Raw genomic sequence first — 18,213 nt, 5'->3', positions numbered from 1 at the left:
GTATCAACGCAAGAGTGAAGGTTCCTCAAGAGCTTGATCGCCTGAATTGGGTGTCAAATACTCCAATGGTGATCAGAACAGCGCTTGATCTTCTGGTAAATTCATCAAACGACGGGCGGCGGTCAAAGTATTGGCCATAAGCATGGCAATTGTCATGGGACCAACACCGCCAGGCACAGGTGTGATTGCACCGGCATGGTCGACAGCCTCGTCGAAAGCAACATCACCAACAAGCCGCGTCTTTCCTTCACCTCTTTCGGGGGCCGGAATTCGATTGATGCCGACATCGATAACGGTTGCGCCTGGCTTGATCCAGTCGCCTTTCACCATTTCAGGCCTCCCAACCGCTGCGACGACAATGTCCGCAGCCTTGACAATCGCCGGGAGGTCCTTGGTCCGGCTGTGAGCGATGGTGACCGTACAACTTTCTTGCAGCAACAGGCTCGCCATAGGTTTGCCGACGATGTTTGAACGACCGACAACGACCGCGTTCAGTCCTGATAAGGTGTCACCCAGGGTCCGTTTCAAAAGCACGAGACTGCCGGCAGGTGTACACGGCACAAGCGCGCTGCCGCGCTCCCCGGCTGTCAAAAGGCCGACATTGACCGGATGAAATCCGTCAACATCCTTTTCCGGCCGAATCAGGCGGAGGACCTTGCTTTCGTCAATGTGAGCAGGCAATGGCAATTGCACGAGAATACCGTGAATCTCCTCGTCATCATTCAACTGCGCCACAAGCGCAAGCACATCAGCTTCGTTCGTATCGGCCGGAAGTGTATGTTTCACTGAATGAAAGCCGCAAGCTTCAGCCGCTCGGTCTTTGTTGCGGACGTAGACTTGGCTCGCCGGGTCCTCACCGACAAGGACAACCGCCAGCCCTGGCCGTTTTCCAGTTGCTTCTAACAACTGCGCTGCACGATTGGTGATTTCATCGCAAACTGAATTTGCGATTTCCTTACCGTCAATTATCTGCGCCTGGGGCATTCAGCCTCCTCATACATCTGCAATTGCAACATCTGATTTCTGAGGAACCTATAGAACCGCAGTCGAGTTTCCAAAAGACGGTTTGCGTCTTTTCCTTTTCTGGTTGCGTCACCAAATGCATGCGTTCCCGAAAGCTTTACCGACCAGCCGCAAACCGGTTCAGTTCGGAAATGGCGCAGACAATATGATAAAGAGAACTGGCTGGTGCGGGCTCGTCTTCGAAATCTCCATCCGGGCTCATCTTGTCCCGCCAAAGGCCATCAGGTGCCGAAGCGAAAAATACGCGCATCGCGTTTGCTGCGTCCGGTATGTCAGACAGATAAGCGTCGCGCTCCGGCCCCTGGGAAATTTCAGCAAGTGCGATTGCAGCCTTTAACCATTCGGTTTGACCCCACAACCGCGCTGTCGGGTCGCGAACACTGAAGTCGTCGTTCAACGCCATGAACGTGACACTGCGGGTCTCGTCAATCCCATACGTCCAAGCGATATCATAGAGGCGCCTTGCGGCTATCAATGCACCGGCATCGCAGCGAGAACGGCCCCATCGTGCCAAAAGCCAGGCCCATTCAAATTGGTGTCCCGGCTCCATGACGCGGCCGTTGTCACCTTTGAAGGGAGACCAATCCAGTTCAAAGAATTCGCGCAATCCACCGGTCACGGGGTCTATAAAGCGGTTCAATGCCAGCTCGGCGATTTCGTCTGAAAGCTCCTGCCATGCCGGATCGGCGGAGATTGCTTCCCAAGCCAGACATGCTTCAAACATGTGCATGTGCGGGTTCGAGCAAAGCGGCAACTTGTTGGGATTGGCTTCGCGAAACCCGCCTTGCGGGTTGCGATAGTTTTCAATCAGATAGTTCAATAAATTGGACGCGTGTTCTTCAGCGTCCTGCCGTAACTCCGGCATATTGCCTGCAATTTGCGCGAATGCGAACAAAGCAAAGGCCTGGTTGTAGAGATCGAAGGATTGATCCGTTACTTGGTTTTCAACGTCGACCGATGAAATGAAGTAGCCTTCGTCTGAACGATATGCACTGAGAAACCATTTATACAGTCCTGAGGCGAGGTCTTCGGCTTGGCCGGTCCAACCAAGTTTTGCGCCTTCCAGGAAGGAGTAGATCTGTCGTGGCACAACTCTGGCACGCCGGGTGACGAAAAGTGGTTTCTGAGTTGCCAAATCGATCGATTCATAACACTCGCCTTTACCAAGGTCCGCCCCCACAGCCGCCCAGATCGGCAGAGCTCTATTGTTAAGCCATGCTGTCATTTCTGCGGATTGGTGTTGCACCATTTCTCCGACTTGATTTTTGTCAATTGTTGTCATCAGAAACCCCGCTACGAGCATAATTCCGCCGGACTCAACCTGGACACTAGTGGCCTTGGCGCTAAGAACTGAAGACGATAAATCAGAAATTAATCAATTCACTAGGAAAAACGGTCTACTGTTACAGCAAAGTCACAGATGGGATGTTTCTCCGGGGGAAAGGACCGTTGTGTCTTGGACAATCCCGGTAGGGAATGCTACCAGACTGGCAACCAATGGGTGGATCGGGTTCTAATGCGTTTTATTTCTGTTTTGGTGGCTGCGGCGGCTTTGTTCGGGTGTTCCGCACTGCCCGGCGATGGGCCGGCTGCCATTAACATTACTTCCCAGGATGTTGAATCGAGCGCCGAAGACGGTGACTTCACCGTCGTCGTGATCGATCCGGTCAACATAGAAGCGATCCGAGCTTACAGACCTTTGTCTTTCGCCAATCAATTCCGCGGTGTCGGACGAGGCGGTTCACCAACACTCCTGGGTGTTGGCGACACGCTTGTTGTGACAATCTGGGAAGCATCGCCAGATGGGCTGTTTTCCAGTGGCGAGAGCGGGTCGAGCCAAATTCCGTCTGTCGTTGATGAGAACGGCTTTATCTTCGTGCCATATGCAGGAAGGGTTCGTGCCGCTGGACTGAGCATTGAAGGTCTTCGTCAAGCGGTCCAGAAAAAACTCATCGGCAAGGCCGTTGAACCACAAGTCCTGATTTCTTTGAAAGACAAACTCAGTTCAACGGCCGTTGTTGTTGGTGATGTCATGAAACCGGGCGTTTACCCGCTCCCGTTGCGGAATACGCGGCTGCTAGATCTCGTAGCGCAGGCGGGCGGTGCTCGAGAGGCGACATACGAAACTGTCGTTACTCTGAAGCGAGGCAGCAGGGCAGGGACGACACGCCTCGAAGACCTGATCGATTTCCCTGATAATAACGTCCTTATTTCTCCAAGCGACAACATTCTCTTGTCTCATCGTCCGAGAACATTCTCAGCGTTTGGTGCCGTTAAATCCAACCAGCTAGTACCTTTCCGCACAAAGAGTGTCTCAATGGCCGAAGCTTTGGCCACGGTCGGGGGGCTGAGAGACGAAAGAGCAGACGCCAATGGTGTGTTCTTGTTTAGGTACGAAGACGCCGCGTTGATCCGGCAGCTCAAGCCGGAACTTGCGGATAAACTCGCCGGTAAAAAGACAGCTCCGCTGGTATACAAAGTGAGCTTGCGCGACCCGAAAGGGTTCTTCATGACGCAGCACTTTGAAATGCGAGACAAAGATATTCTATATATCGCGAACCATCCGACGGCAGAACTTGGCAAGTTCCTCCAGATTATTGCGCCGTTGATCAGTAACTATTCTGTGGTACAGGGTATTGCCGACTAACAGTCGTGGGCCAAATATGATGACGGTTCAGAAAGTTGGGTGAACCGTCATTGCCAGCAGGTTGGCACAACACATGAGTTCAGTCAGCTGCAAGGTCGTTCTCTTTTTGCAAGGACCTCCAGGAGTGTTTGCTCGCACAATTGCGGACAGCCTGGAGAAACGCGGCGTTAAAACCCTTCGAGTGAATTTATCTGCAGGTGATTGGCTGGGTTGGCACGATCGAAGATGCACTTCTTATCGCGGTAGCCTTGAGAACTGGCCCAACTGGCTCAAAGCCTATTGCCAGGAAAATCAAGTCACTCACATCGTATACTATGCCGACAGGGTTCCCTATCACGTTGCCGCAGCCGAGATCGGTGCGGAGCTTGGCATTTGCTGTATGACATTTGAAAATGGCTATTTGCGGCCAGACTGGATTACGCTTGAACATGTCGGCATGTCTGCACACTCTCGTTTCCCGGAAAATGCTGAGCACATTATAAAAGCTGCTGAAACACTGCCTGATGTGGATCGCGAGGCTCGTTACAAATACCCGTTCATCAATGAAGCCGTGAACGAAGTGACCTACAACATGGCCAATGTAATTTTCGCCTTGGCATTTCCAGGTTACGTGCGTGATAAGTTGTATCACCCGTTACTAGACTACCTGAGCAACATTCCCCGCTTTTCATTTGCCAAAGGGCGAAACCGTCGTGCCTTGCACGTCATAGACGACATCATTGCTACCGGGCTTCCTTACTACGTATTTCCATTGCAGCTTCAAAGTGATTATCAACTGCGCTTCAACTCTCAATATGACCACATCGCTGAGGCTGCGGAAGAAGTCATTCGCTCATTCTCGCAACATGCTCCTGCTGCTGCACGGCTTGTTTTCAAGGTACATCCACTCGACAACGGGATTGAACCTTGGCCTCGTATTTTGAAGTCAATCTCGAAAAAGTATGGGGTAAAGAAAAGAGTTTTGCTGGTCGACGGTGGCAATCTTGATCAATTGCTTATGCATGCAGCAGGCTCGCTTACCATCAACAGTACAACTGGACTGCACTCACTTCGTGTTGGCTGCCCGACAAAAGTTCTCGGTATTGCGCTCTACGATATCGACGGATTGACGTGTCAAAAATCACTGGATGAATTCTGGCGTAAAGGAAGCGAACCAGACGTCGAGCTCAGAGACGCGCTGGAGCGTTTGTTGGCGGCGAGTATCCAGGTAAAGGGATGTTTTTATACAAAGGAAGGTCGCGAGGCCGCAGCTGAGTTGATGGCTGAGCGCATGATTGCCGGCACAGTCAATCTACCGGACGCTCATTGTCAAACCCCGCCACGATTGGAAAAAGCTCGAGCACGTGGAATTGCGACGACATTTGCCGAGCAGTTGAAAACACGTGGCCGCACGGAACGCTGGTCTCATGTCTGGCGCGGCTGACGACCCTGGTTGCGAGACCTCTCTTCCACCATCCGGAAGAGCGATCCTCTTTCTACAAGGCCCGTTGTCGCCTTTTTACCGACAGGCAGGAGAGACCTTGAGGAAAAAGGGGTTCCGGGTTCACAGACTGAACTTTTGCGCCGGTGATTGGCTTCACTGGCATGGCGAGGGAAGCGCCAGCTTCAAGTCTGACAAGCGACATTGGCCGGACTTCATATCCGAGTATTTGCGCAAAAACCAAATTACTGATCTGGTTCTCCACGGTGATCAGCGTCTTTATCATCGAATCGCGATCGAAGAAGCATTGAAAACAGGCGTCTTCGTTGCAGTGACTGAACTGGGAGCTCTGCGCCCGGGTTGGATGACATTGGAACGAAACGGCCTTTCGACCTTAAGTCATTTTCCTGTAAACGCTGACGAGATTAGCGAGGTCGCCAAGAGGGCAGGCGACGTGGATTTAAGCCCACTTTATCCAAGTTCATTCTGGCTGCAGACTGGACCTGACGTGGCCTATAACCTGACCAATGTCTTCCTAAAGGCTCTCTACCCGAACTACCAGCGACACACGATATATCCTCCTGTCATAGAATATCTAAGAGGCGCATTGAGGCTGATTTCGCAAGGAAAACGCGACAGGGCTGTACAGCGTGATATTGACGCCCTAAGACGGTCCGGAAAATCCTATTTCTTGCTGCCCTTGCAGTTGGAAGGGGATTTCCAGCTTCGAAGGCATTCACCCTACGACAGCTTTGCTGATGTCATCGATGTTGTTTTCAGGTCTTTTGCAAAAAAAGGATCTCAAGATGACTGGCTCGTTTTGAAGACACACCCGCTCGACGTTGGATTTGAAAACTGGCGAGAAACGAGCTTGTCGCTTGCTGCGCAACATGGCCTGTCAGCAAGAGTGCTGTTCCTCGACGGTGGGAAATTGTCTGATCTTTTCGCAGCAGCGCAAGGCGTAGTGACATTAAATTCGACCGCAGGTGTAGAAGCGTTGCAGGCAGGCCTACCTGTTAAAACGCTGGTGCCGGCACATTACGACATTGATGGATTGACGCATCAGGACGAGCTTGAAAGTTTCTGGCAATCGCCGCAAAAGCCCGATCCGGAACTCTTGGACTGTTACATCCGGGCTTTGGCTGCAACAACACAAATTCGCGGATCGATCCACAATCGTGAAGGAACGCGAATTGCCGCAGAAAATCTCGCCACTCGTATTGCAAACAGAAAGATAAATCCGCTAGGCGCATTCGTTGACCCTCCGCCGAGGCTCAAAAGAGCGCGAGAGCTTGGAGTACCCCTGTGATCAATTGGCTTCAATCAAGAGAACGAAAGAAGCTGGTGGTAACGCCCGATTTACAGGACATCAAACCCAAGCTTTTAGCGGCTATGAGCACCGGCTTTCTGCAGTGGCCGGAATTGACAAGTCCGGTCTATGCAGTCTCGACGAATTCCTTGTTGGGAAACAATTCGAGTGACCAGGACGTAAAAGCACCTCACTTCCTTGTTGTTGCGGGTCCCACACCACTGCAAGCCAAGCGAGTGCCTGGAAGTCTGATCATTTTGCCATTCGAGCGCCATTGGCTTCTGGAGGATGACGTTTTTTCCAAGATCGCTCTCGGTCTCGTGAAAGGCTGTTCCGCCGGGTTTCGGGAAAAGGAGATGCAATTTGAGTTCGTTGGCAACTGGCGCGCCAAGCACCTGGCTTGCGAATTTGCCGGTGAAACCGCTGCTACCGAATGCGAAAGCATTGAATGTGAAAGTTTGCTTTCAGGTCGCATCGGTTCTGTTGACCGAGTTGGTTTTGGAAAGCTCTGGCGAGCGCCTGTCTGACAGAGGCAGTGCCGTTGGACAAAGTCTTGGACTGGATCTTTATTCGTTACACCGCTTGGTTTTCGCCCTATTCGGGAGCCCCCATATCATCTCGTGAAGCTTTTGAAATATTTGCGTTGGTCCAATCGAACTGGCAAAAAAATGCGAAACCGGTTCATGCCTTCGGTGCGCAATACTGGAACCACCCCTCTATTGCAGCAACTTTCTCTGGGAAAGGCGGGCCGGTAGAATTTCACGAAGCCAAAGAAGAGGCGATTTCCGCAGCTGTTGCCACTGGGGGAGAAATCGTGTCTTGGGCAGGCAGAACTGACAAAGAGTTTGAAGCCGAATGTGAGAGAAAAAACATTCCGCTTTCGAGGATTGAGGACGGCTTTCTGCGGTCGGTAGGTTTGGGAGCAGGACTTGCCCGCGGCGCGATGTTGGCCGTTGATGATCTTGGAATCTACTACGATCCGTCTCGACCAAGCCGTCTTGAGGACTTGCTGAAAAACTACGATCTGACCGTAACCGAATTGGCACGCGGCCGTGATCTGGTCTCCTTGATCAAGGCTTCGCGCGTCTCAAAATATAACTTTGGAAAATCCAAGCAGTTCCTGTTTCCGAAGGATCGAAAGACAATTCTGATCCCAGGCCAGGTCGCTGATGACGCCGCAATCCGTAAATCCCGGTCCGCAACGATCGATTGTGCCAAAACACCAAATGTCAATCTGGATTTGCTCAAGCTAACGCGAGAGCGCAATCCGGACGCCTATCTAGTATTCAAGCCGCATCCTGATGTGGAAACCGGGCTTCGCAAAGGGCGTGTACCGAAGAATGTCGCACTTCAGTATGCCGACGAAGTTGCCGAAGCTGCCAACATTGTTGATTTGATAGAAGCTGTCGATGCATTGGAGACGTTCTCTTCCCTTTCAGGTTTCGAAGCCCTGTTAAGAAGCAAGGAAGTGATTGTTCACGGCGCGCCATTCTACGCAGGGTGGGGCCTTACCAAAGATCTGACGGAAATCGAGGGACGGGGCCGGAACCGGTCCATGCCCGAATTGGTTTTTTTGGCGATCGTACGCTATTCACGAACCATCGACCCAGTTTCGCTACTGCCCTGCACGCCAGAATATTTGGTATCAAGACTCTCCGAACAACGGCTAGATCGTCGACATCTAATCGTAACTGCAGTTAAGCGGCACTCATCCTGGCTTGGGCGTAAGCTTGGTATCTAAGCAACTCAATCCTGAAAGGACTTTGAAGCATGACAACAAAGGATGCCAGGGTCATCGTCTTGACAGGCGCAAGTGGTGGCATAGGGCAAGCACTTGCGCGTGAATTCGCCAAGGAAAACGTCTATCTCGCTCTGATCGCAAGGGAAAAGTCGCGATTGCATCCGCTATTGCAAGAAATACGCGCACTCGGCTCGGACGGTGAAATTGCTGCGATTGATATTCGTGATCGCCAGGTATTGCATGGCTTTCTGAATGACCTGGATGAGCGTCATCCAATCGATCTTGTCATTGCAAACGCAGGCGTGACTGCAGGTCTTGGCCCCAACAGAACGAGAGAAAGTGACCAGGATAGCGATCGGCAAATCGACGTGAATTACAGGGGCGTTGTCAACACTGTAACGGGCGTGGTTGGCGCGTTGCAGAAGCGTGGAAAAGGTCAGATTGTGCTGATGTCGTCACTTGCAGGTATGCGCGCGCTACCAGACATGCCTTCTTACAGCGCTACCAAGGCAGCCGTCATTGCATACGGCCATGCGCTGCGCGGTTGGCTGAAGCCATTCGGTGTTTCTGTAACGATTGTCTGTCCAGGATTTGTGACCTCACCAATGTCCGCGCGTCACAAAGGGTCGAAACCATTTGAAGTATCAGCTGAAAAGGCAGCTCAACTCATGCGGCGCGCCATAAATCGCCGGCAGGCATTTTTTGCGTTTCCATTCATTTTGGCTATGGGGATCCGCTTGCAAAACCTGTTGCCGGCAAAGATCGGTGACTTGTTCCTTGGTGGTTTTGAAGCCGAGATTGAACAAGATCCGAGATATCTCAACCAAAAGGGCTCTTAGCGATCGAGCCCGAAATTTATCAAGAGCTGCGGGTTGAAGTGGATCAATCTGTTATCTGGTTGCTTTGATGAGCCTGTCGACAGCGGTGCCATCTGAACGCATGGCGTCAAGTTCTTCGACAGTTGCTTGAACCGCTCGCTCAATTTGTTCAGACGTATGCTCGCTCGTAATGAAAAAACGAATGCGCGCTGACTTTTCCGGAACCGCTGGGAAGATGATCGGAAGTGCGTTTATTCCCCTTGCTAGCAATCGGTTGGATAGCGTTGCTGCGCTCGCAGAATCGCCGACGATCACAGGTACCACGGCATAGCCGGCACTCGGCCCGGTGTTGAGGCCCGCTTCTTTTGCAAGTTTTAAGAAAAGTGACCCGTTTTTCTGAAGTTTTGTTACGCGCTCAGGCTCCTGAAGCATCAATTCGGCTGAAGCGATTGCAGCTCCTGCCAGTGCAGCCGACATTCCGACTGAAAAAACAAAACCGGGTGCTGAGACTTTCAGATAGTCGCAAAGGACTTTCGAGCCAGCAATGTATCCGCCGCAAGACGAAAAAGTTTTGCTAAGCGTTCCCATCCAGATTTCGACTTCATTCGGGTCGATGTCAAAATGCTCTGAAATGCCTCTGCCGGTTTTTCCTAAAACACCGATAGAATGGGCCTCATCGACCATAAGCCAAGCATCATACGCCTGTTTCAGCGCAATGACGCGTTTGAGGTCCGGAAAGTCTCCATCCATTGAATAAAGGCCTTCGACGATCACCAGCACTTTGTCGAATTTGTGCCTGTGATCAGCCAAAAGTTTTTCCAACGCATCAAGGTTGTCATGCGGGAAATTCATACGCGTGGCGCCGGAGAGCCTGGCGCCTTCGGAAATCGAGTTGTGCACGAAGGAGTCTGTCAAGATCAGGTCGCCCTTGTGCATCAGGTGACCGATCGTGGTTACATTGGTTGCGTGGCCCGACACCATCACCACCGAAGATTCAACACCGTGAATGCGTGCAAGAATAGCTTCGAGTTCAGCGTGGAATGGTCGCTCGCCAGCAACGATCCGGCTGGCTGAAACACTCGTTCCAAAGTGTGCAACTGCCGCGGTCGCAGCCGCATTCACCTTTGGATGACCGTTCAAACCGATGTAATTGTAAGAGGCAAAGTTATCATAGTTGTTGCCTTCAATTAAGCTGGTGCCGGACGCCAATCCGTCGTGCGGTCTGAAAAAGGGGTTTTCAATGCCCATCATGTCAGCTGCTGCCTTGTGCATCTGCAGCTGCTTGATCTGCGGCATTTCCTTAAAGTCGTAAACCTTGCGCTTTGGTGCCACCGGCTTCTTGTGGGCCGGGGCGTCTGAGGCGCGTCCCCTTGCGGAGCGTCGGTTTGCTTTCAAGCTATCCATTAGCTTGGCACGATCGTCTGCGCCCATTCCGGTATTCCTTAATATTGCCGGTTAAAGGAAAGAACCAAGTTCCCGGCTTTTGTTTTCAACTTCTGCTGCAACGTCTGAAAGATCTTCTGTTTCCGGTCGTTCGTCGTCCATGTGCAGGCTTGCAAGCTGTTGGGTCTCGTCTGAGATGCCAGTTGTATTTTCTTCGCCGAGTACCCGGTTGGCAACCCGACCGGACAGATCTATGAGCGTAGCACCGTTGGCAAGAGACATAAGTGGAATATCGATACCTAATTGCCGTTCAGCGCTCATGCGCAGCTCCAGCGCCATCAATGAATCCATTCCGATATCAGACAGGGGCTTATGGGGATCAATCTCTTCAGGTGCAATCCTCAAGATTTTCCCGATTTCAGCCGAAAGCAACTTGGCGACGGTCTGCGCGGCGGTGACTTGATCCATGCCTTCAAGCATTTCTGCCAGATTGATCACCCCATCAGCACCGGCGTCGTCTTCGTCGCCAAGTCCAAGTAGGCTGACCAGCGGTGTTCCGACCAGCGTTAGGTCTTTGCGCGCAGCTTGCCAATCAATCCGCGCAAAACCGAGAGAAGCCTGTGCGACGTCATCGGTCGCTGACTGGGCAAGCAAAGACATAAGGCCGTCAAGTGCCTCCTTGGCAGTCAGTGCATGACGGCCGAGTTTGCGAGACAGCATCTCGTTGACGTCTTCATTTCGAGCCAGATACCCTGCGTCGGATATTGCGCCCCAGGCTACCGCCAGCCCGGGCCTGCCTTCTGCACGTCTGCGACGTGCCAAACCTTCCAAATAACCGTTTGCAGCGACATAATTCGCCTGTCCTGGATTTCCGACAAGCGTTGTTGCAGAAGAATACAGGACAAAATGGTCAAGAGGATCGTCTGCTGTAAACCGGTCAAGAAGCTCGGCGCCGCGAATTTTGGGTGCGAGGACGCGTGTAAGACCGTCATGATCCATGTTTGCGAGCAAGACGTCGTTAAGTACCATCGCGGTGTGGAAGACGCCTTTGATTTGTTTTCCGCCAGTACGGACTTCTCGGAGAGCAGCCCTGACAGTATCCTCATCGGTGATGTCGCAAGCAATTCCATGAATGGAAACGTTGCGATCCTCAAGTTCACCAATAACTGCCTTGGCATCATCACTGGTCGCGCCGCGGCGGCTAAGAACGACGAGATTTTTGGCGCCATGATCTGCAAGTCGGTGCAAAAGGGCCGCACCGAAGCCACCGAAACCCCCAGCAATTAGGTAAACAGCGTCGCTGTCAAACTCAACGACAGATTGGGAGGGGACAGCCTCTGGAACCTGCGGAGGACGGATCACGATTTTTCCGATATGCCCGGCCTGTTGCATGAGACGGAATGCGTCGACTGCGTCTGATGCTTCGAATACGCGGTGAGGGAGCGGCTTGAGAACCCCATCTTCGAACAACTCGACCAATTTCACAAAAAGGTCGACTGCCAATTGAGGTTGCCGTGTCAGAAGCTGGTCGGCGTCAATGCCAAAGTAGGTCAGGTTCTGCCTGAACGGCCGAAGGCCGATGCGCGTGTTACTGTAATAGTCTCGTTTTCCAAGTTCCAGAAAACGTCCAAACGGTTTCAAGACTTCGATGCTGCGTTCCATCGCTTCACCGAAGAGAGAATTCAGAACGACATCAACGCCTTCGCCTCGCGTTTCCTCCATCACTGCATCAACGAATGCCAGGCTGCGCGAGTCAAGCACAACATCTGCACCGAGAAGAGCCAGGGTGTTACGCTTGTCTTCAGATCCTGCAGTTGCGATGATTTTGGCACCGCGCCACTTTGCGATCTGAAGTGCTGCCAGACCGACGCCACCCGCACCACCATGTATCAGGACAGTGTCGTCCTCTGACAATTCAGCGAGATGAACCAGTGCATAATATGCAGTCAGGAAGGTAACTGGGATTGTAGCTGCTTCTTCAGCCGAAACCGTGCGAGGCATGGGCGCGCATCCTGCTTCCGCGACTGTAACATGTGTCGCAAAACAGGCTGGTGCAAAGGTGATTACTTTGTCGCCGGGTTTGAAACGTGTCACGTCCGGCCCGCAACCGACAACATGCCCACAGCACTCCATTCCGAGTGTTGGTCCCGCAAATCCATCTTCAAGCGCTTCTTCAGGCAGCAATCCGAGCGCCCACATCACGTCACGGAAATTCAAACCGCTGGCGTCAACTGCAATTTCGACGTCGTTGCCTTGCAAGGGCCTGCGTTCGACGGCTTGCCATTTGAGTTGATCCAGCGATCCTTGCCTCTGGATATCAAGTCTCATTGACGGTCTGGCACCATCAGGAAGAGTTATTTCTGGAAGAACGCCACCTCTGAGGATGCGAATACCCGACCGAGTTTCGCTGTTTAGGACGATTTCTCTTTCGCAGTTCTCGATCAGAATTTCGTCGGCAACGCGTGCCGCAGCGATCCCCGGTTCCAGATCAGGTGAGACATCGATCAGCTTCAGATTGGCATCCGGGTACTCGTTCATAACCACTCGGCCAAATGCCCAGATACCTGCCTGACTTGGCACTGCGGCCTTACCGCCTGCAATATCCTGCGCACCAGCCGGCGAAACCAGCGTAAACTCGCCGCTATTCGGCCCAAGCGCCTTGAGCAGCGCCATGAGGCTATAAGCTCTTGTGTCAACAGACTTCAGCGCATCGGTGTCGTCGGCGTATGCACCCAGCAAATGAACGACGCGACCTTGATGATCGGAGAGCAGCTTGTTCAACGCGGCGTCAGCCGATGCACTCAACTTGTCTGCGTCGAGTGACGCACTCCAAATGTCCTCTCCAAGTTCTTCCGTGATTTCGCCTGGAACCAATAGAGTTGCCTTGTGGCCATTGCGCTCCAGGCAAGACTTCAGGCCTTCGGCAAGCCGATGTGACGTGCCATCCGCATCGGTCAGCAGCAGGTAAGATTTCTGAAAATCTTGAGTGTCCGAAGCCGCCGCGTCATTTTCGGTCACTTCATCTGAACCAGTCGAAGGCGCTCGGGCAGCAATCAAATCAGCTTCGATCTGTGTGCTTTTTAACGGTACACTTTCAACCATCCGGAAACCCGCTGCTTCCAGCGGTTTGGCCCAATCGTTCAGTTGCTTGGTAACCGGGAATTCCGCCGTTGCAGTATCGTCCCACCAGGAGCTTCCAACACCCATGATCAAATCAGTCAGGGGCTGTGGCAAAGCTTCGGCGGCTAGGACTACGCCGTTGGTCAATGCTGACCGCGCAAAAAGCTTTAACGTTTCAGAGTCGATGTCAGCAAGAGACGTGTCGAAAAGTATGAGGTCGAAATGGTTGTCAAACTTGAAATCCGCTTCCGAGGGTTCGACAAATTCAGTCGTGGGTGAGCCTTGCCAGAGACGTTCGCCGCGCCCGACTTGTGCTGTGGTCGCATCGGTCACAGTCAGGGCCATATGAGTCGGATCAAGAACCGTATCGAGATTCGCGGCAAGAGCACCAGTCGCACCAACAAGCAGAATACGAAGCACTTGGTCTTTTGGCCAAGTCTCCACGAACTTCAGCGCGCTCACTTGAAGTGCGGCTGTCAAAGCGCGTTTTCCAGGGGAAGAAGCTTTGTAAGCTTCAAAAAGACTGGAGGAATAGAGTTTGCTGGCAGTGTCTTCCAGACCATCGGAAAGGATCGTTTCCAGTCCTGTCCAAAGGCGTGCAAGTAGCGCGGCCTCAGCTATGTGTTCGCCGCCACCGTCTGTCAGGGCCTGCAGCAGTTCCGCAGGTGATGGGTATTCTTCGGGATTCTTTAGGTTAAAACCGCTTTCGGTTTCGTTGCAAAGCTCGCTTTCACAGAGCCATAGAAACAATGTGCAAGCAAGCGGACCCGAGGTTTCATGCAACTCGCCGGAAGCCATCAAGTCCGGAACGCGGACAATTCGACTGCCGAACTTATTGAAAAGAGTTTGATGAGCAATCGTTCTGCCGAACGCTTCAATGAGCACGCGACTATCATCGAGTTCTTCATCATCCGAACCTGCAAGTCCAAGGTCCGCCGCCAGCGCCGAGATACCCTTGAACGTCTGTTCAAGCGGTGAAGTTCGATCACTCTCCGGAAGTATTGATGCAATTTGCCGGTAGACTAGATCGTCTGGTTGAATGTCCTGACCCAATGTGACGGCTTTGAATCGAGATTTAATCAGGCGAGCGACAGTCAGGCCGTCGGCGTCGAGAAACTCGAAACTTGCCTCGATGGATCGAGGTGAGGCTTTGGTAACCTCAATTCGAACAGAGGTCGGCTTGCTGTCCGGCGCCAACAGACGAAGCGTACCCAACCTGATCGGCAGGAAAGAGGTGTTTTGAGGGATGTCTTCAACGCCGTCCAACAACGCGAAGAGGCCGTGGAAACCGGCATCGACTAGTGTCGGACAAAGAGCGAATGAAAGCGGCTCGACAGTGGCATCCTGACCAAGCAGAGAGACAGTCGCAGTTTTGTCGCTATGCTTTATGACTTTGTCGGCGCGGCGGAATGCAGGCCCGTAATTCAGGCCGAAGGTTTCCGTTATCTTGTAAAGTTCGTCATGGCCCAATTGCGAAATCGATTGCTCGCCTGTCTTTAGCCAAGGGGTTCGGGAAGACGTAGACGGGGTGATAAAGGTTCCCCGGGCATTCAGGGACCAGTCATTGTCGGAAAGTCTTGGCCTCGACAGAATTTCAACAACACTGTCGTCAGACGATATCCTGACTTGTGTCTCCCAAACTTCGTCACCTTCAATTACCAGCGGGCGAACAATGTCGAAATCTCGCAGTTCAATTATTTCGCCCTTTGTCCAGCGCAGGGCGGCGCGAAGGCTCATTTCTATATAACCGGCAGCGGGAAAGACGACACTGTCCTCAACCTTGTGATCCTGAAGAAAAGGAAGGGAGCCGCTGTCGATATGGTTGAACCATTCCGCGGTATCTTTGCGGAGCCTGTGTCCGAGCAGGGGCCAGTTCTGGCCAAACATGAAATCAATATGCTCGGGACTATTTTCGGGCCGATAGTCCGAGTTTTGCCAAGGATAGGAGGGCAGCGGGCGCATACGAGCCGGTTTCGGCCCGACATATTTTTCCAGTACGGTGACGCCACCATTTGCAAGGATTGAAGCGGCGATGCGGTCAATTGGATTGGTCTCGCGTGCTTCAGAACTCTTGGACGGCTCCTTCAACGTTTCCAGGAACTTGGCTTTCTTGCCTTTCGCACGCAGGACGTCATTCACATACGTCCCCAACACGGCCTTGGGTCCAATTTCAACCAAAACGGAAAAATCGTCAGCCGCCATGTTTTCGATTGCAGTTGCAAACTTCACGGGCTGACGAACATTTTTCCACCAGTACTCGGCGGAAACCTTGGTATCGGGCAATTCCGGGGTGACTGTCGAATAGAAAGGTAGAGCAGCGGGCGAGGGTTTCAGGCCCTTCAGTGCTGCCAGCAGTGGTTTTTCAATCGGGTCAACAAGTGCGCTGTGGAAGGGATATGCCAGATTGAGCTTCCGCATGGCCCATTTCTTTTTCCGCGCGAACTTGGCAAACGCGTCGAGGCTCTCACTATCACCTGAAATGGTGACACTGCGAGGACTGTTGTCTGCAGCAAGCTCCAGACGGGGCAGGCCGCTCTCTTTAATCGCTTCGACAGCTTTTTCCGCCGGAAGCAGCAGTGCCCCCATGGAACCAAGGTCCCGGACAACTTCCTGTTCGCTGGATCGGGCTCTTATGACCTTGACCGCTTGCTTAAGGTCAAGAGCACCAGCACACCAGGCGGCTGCAACCTCGCCAACGGAATGTCCAGTCGTGCCTGAAGCTTCGATGCCTCTGTCCCGCAAGGCTTCGACGATGGCGACTTGAATTGCAAACAAAAGAGGTTGCGCAACCTCGGATCTTTCCAGATCGCTTTCCAAATCTTCCGCAAAGAGTGTGGTGACAAGGGACCAGCCACTAAGTCCCATGAAGATCTTGTCGACTTTGTCGAAGGAATTCCGGAAGGAAACATCTGCCTGATAGGCCTCTTGGCCCATCCCAGCCCATTGGGACCCATTGCCAGAAAACACAAATCCAACCTTGGCATCTGGTTTGATGATGCTTCCGGCAATCAGGTTATCGTTCTCGTTTCCGTCTTCAGCAAATGCACGAAGGGCGTCAACCTTCTCCGATTTTGTTTTTCCTAGAACGACCAACCGTTCTGAAAGAAGATCGCGGGCGTGGACGCTGGTGGAAATGAGGTCTTCAACACTCTCATTCGGTTCGCTTGCCAGATAGTCCAGGTACCTGCCGGCAAGTTGCTGGAGCGCTTCCTTGGATCGTGCGCTAACTACAAGCGGAGCTTCAGCCGCAGGTGTTTGCTTTGATTTCTTTTTGCCTTTGCCAGGAAGCGGGTCCGCATCGCCAATGACGGCATGCGCGTTGGTGCCGCCAAATCCGAAGGAATTGATCCCGGCCAGTCGGCGTTTCCCATTGCGCTCAAGCGAAATCGCCTCTCCCGCAACCTTCAGATTCAGTTCATCAAACGGGATATCGGGATTGGGAGTGTTGAAATGCAAGGACTTTGGAAAGAGATCTTCCCGAAGCGCCATGACGGATTTTAAAAATCCAATCAGGCCAGATACCGGTTCAAGGTGGCCAACATTTGTCTTCACCGAGCCGATCGGAAGCACATCACTTCGTTTTTGGCCAATAACCTTGCCAAGTGCATCTGCTTCGGCTGGATCGCCAACACGCGTCCCAGTCCCGTGTGCTTCGACAAAGGCAAGTTCTGACGGGTCTATTTCCAATCCTTCATAAATCTCCCGAAGCAGATCTGCTTGGGCGTAAGGCGAGGGCAGAGAAAGACCCACTGTTCTTCCGTCAGCGTTGATCCCTGTCGCCAACAGTTTTCCGTGGCTCTTTGCACCTTCCGGTATTCCTGCGCGGTCAGCACGCAGAACAAGTACCGCGCCGCCTTCCGAACGCACATATCCATCTCCGTTGGCGTCAAAGGCCTGACAGAGGCCGGTTGGCGAGAGCATTGTTGCCCTAGAGAAACCGACAAATGCAAAGGGACTGAGAAGCAGGCTGACGCCGCAAACGATTGCGGTGTCGATCTGCCCGCTTTCAATGGCTGAAACAGCCTCATGCAAGGCGACGATGGAGGAAGAACAAGCGGTGTCGACGGTAAAGCTTGGGCCCCGGAGATCGTAGATATAGGAAATTCGGTTTGAGACAATGGACAGCGTGTTGCCGGTCATGAATTGCATGTCGGCCATGGCAGGATCCACCAGAAAACGATGGTGGTAGTCTAAAGAGGATGCGCCTACATAAACTCCAGTATTTGAACCTGCCAGATCGCTCGGACGCATATTCGCATGTTCAAGCGCTTCCCAGACCAGCTGAAGGAGCAATCTTTGCTGCGGGTCCATTTGGACTGCTTCACGCGGGGAAATGCCAAAAAATGATGGGTCAAATCCCCAGACATCATCGAGTTGCCCGGCTGCAAAGGTATACGTCTTTCCGGAAGTAGATTGCGAAGGATGTGAAAAACGAGTCAGCGGCCAGCGTTCCGGCGACACGGAACTCACGGCGCATTCGCCATTCTTCAGAAGAGACCAGAATTCGCCAGAATCATTGGCACCTGGGAGACGCGTAGAATAACCGAGAATGTTTATGTTTGAGGTAAGAGACGCCACAGAACAACCTGTTTTATTTATCGGGATCGGTCAAGTCATTGAGGTATTTAATAAAATAATGGTCAGCGAATTCGCATCTCAAACAGCTCCCTCAAGCTCTAAACCTGCTTGGCACAACCGATCCCCGAATACTTGTGCGCAAGCTTATCGCATGCTTCTGAGCGTTTCCAGCGT

The 18,213-nt window shown here is 52.5% G+C and carries 10 protein-coding genes; 6 read left to right on the top strand and 4 right to left on the bottom strand.

Annotated features, from left to right (window positions below; all coding sequences use genetic code 11):
- Nucleotides 1–72: 72 nt before the first annotated feature.
- Together folD and ACZ1HV_RS03685 are read right to left on the bottom strand one after the other, a co-directional pair.
- Entirely contained in the window at nt 73–984 is a 912-nt protein-coding gene (folD, locus tag ACZ1HV_RS03690) for a bifunctional methylenetetrahydrofolate dehydrogenase/methenyltetrahydrofolate cyclohydrolase FolD (RefSeq protein ID WP_472717353.1), read from the bottom strand.
- Nucleotides 985–1,120: 136 nt separating this feature from the next.
- Nucleotides 1,121–2,305 (bottom strand): AGE family epimerase/isomerase, encoded by a 1,185-nt coding sequence (locus ACZ1HV_RS03685; RefSeq protein WP_472717352.1) that lies wholly within the window; start codon nt 2,303–2,305, stop codon nt 1,121–1,123.
- A 234-nt stretch (nt 2,306–2,539) separates the two neighbouring features.
- Between ACZ1HV_RS03685 and ACZ1HV_RS03680 the strand changes: the two genes are divergently transcribed.
- The 6 genes from ACZ1HV_RS03680 to ACZ1HV_RS03655 all read left to right on the top strand — a co-directional run bounded on the left by ACZ1HV_RS03680 (nt 2,540) and on the right by ACZ1HV_RS03655 (nt 8,979).
- Nucleotides 2,540–3,670 (top strand): polysaccharide biosynthesis/export family protein, encoded by a 1,131-nt coding sequence (locus ACZ1HV_RS03680; protein ID WP_472717351.1) that lies wholly within the window; start codon nt 2,540–2,542, stop codon nt 3,668–3,670.
- A 73-nt stretch (nt 3,671–3,743) separates the two neighbouring features.
- Nucleotides 3,744–5,093: a capsule biosynthesis protein gene (locus ACZ1HV_RS03675; protein WP_472717350.1), complete on the top strand. Its 1,350-nt coding sequence runs from the start codon at nt 3,744–3,746 to the stop codon at nt 5,091–5,093.
- Nucleotides 5,077–6,399, top strand: coding sequence for a capsule biosynthesis protein (locus ACZ1HV_RS03670; RefSeq protein ID WP_472717349.1), 1,323 nt, complete (start codon nt 5,077–5,079; stop codon nt 6,397–6,399). The genes ACZ1HV_RS03675 and ACZ1HV_RS03670 overlap by 17 nt, the downstream gene beginning before the upstream one ends.
- Nucleotides 6,396–6,926 carry a hypothetical protein gene (locus ACZ1HV_RS03665; RefSeq protein ID WP_472717348.1) on the top strand — a complete coding sequence of 177 codons (531 nt, stop codon included), beginning with the start codon at nt 6,396–6,398 and terminating at the stop codon, nt 6,924–6,926. The genes ACZ1HV_RS03670 and ACZ1HV_RS03665 overlap by 4 nt, the downstream gene beginning before the upstream one ends.
- A 26-nt stretch (nt 6,927–6,952) precedes the next feature.
- Nucleotides 6,953–8,140, top strand: a complete 1,188-nt coding sequence (locus ACZ1HV_RS03660; protein ID WP_472717347.1) for a capsular polysaccharide export protein, LipB/KpsS family — start codon at nt 6,953–6,955, stop codon at nt 8,138–8,140.
- Between the two features lie 29 nt (nt 8,141–8,169).
- Nucleotides 8,170–8,979, top strand: coding sequence for an SDR family NAD(P)-dependent oxidoreductase (locus tag ACZ1HV_RS03655; protein WP_472717346.1), 810 nt, complete (start codon nt 8,170–8,172; stop codon nt 8,977–8,979).
- A 51-nt stretch (nt 8,980–9,030) separates the two neighbouring features.
- On the opposite strand, the gene ACZ1HV_RS03650 is transcribed toward ACZ1HV_RS03655, so the two are convergent.
- Both ACZ1HV_RS03650 and ACZ1HV_RS03645 read right to left on the bottom strand, forming a co-directional pair.
- The gene (locus ACZ1HV_RS03650) at nt 9,031–10,389 is read right to left on the bottom strand and encodes an aminotransferase class I/II-fold pyridoxal phosphate-dependent enzyme (RefSeq protein ID WP_472717345.1); all 1,359 of its coding nucleotides are present in this window, start codon (nt 10,387–10,389) and stop codon (nt 9,031–9,033) included.
- A gap of 24 nt (nt 10,390–10,413) precedes the next feature.
- A complete protein-coding gene (locus tag ACZ1HV_RS03645; RefSeq protein ID WP_472717344.1) occupies nt 10,414–18,039 on the bottom strand; it encodes a type I polyketide synthase in 7,626 nt (2,541 codons plus the stop codon).
- Between the last annotated feature and the right edge of the window lie 174 nt (nt 18,040–18,213).

The organism is Roseibium sp. JB4-4 (genome assembly GCF_055693425.1).
Note: the sequence above shows the minus strand (reverse complement) of the source record. Positions and strands in the feature narration are given on the sequence as shown.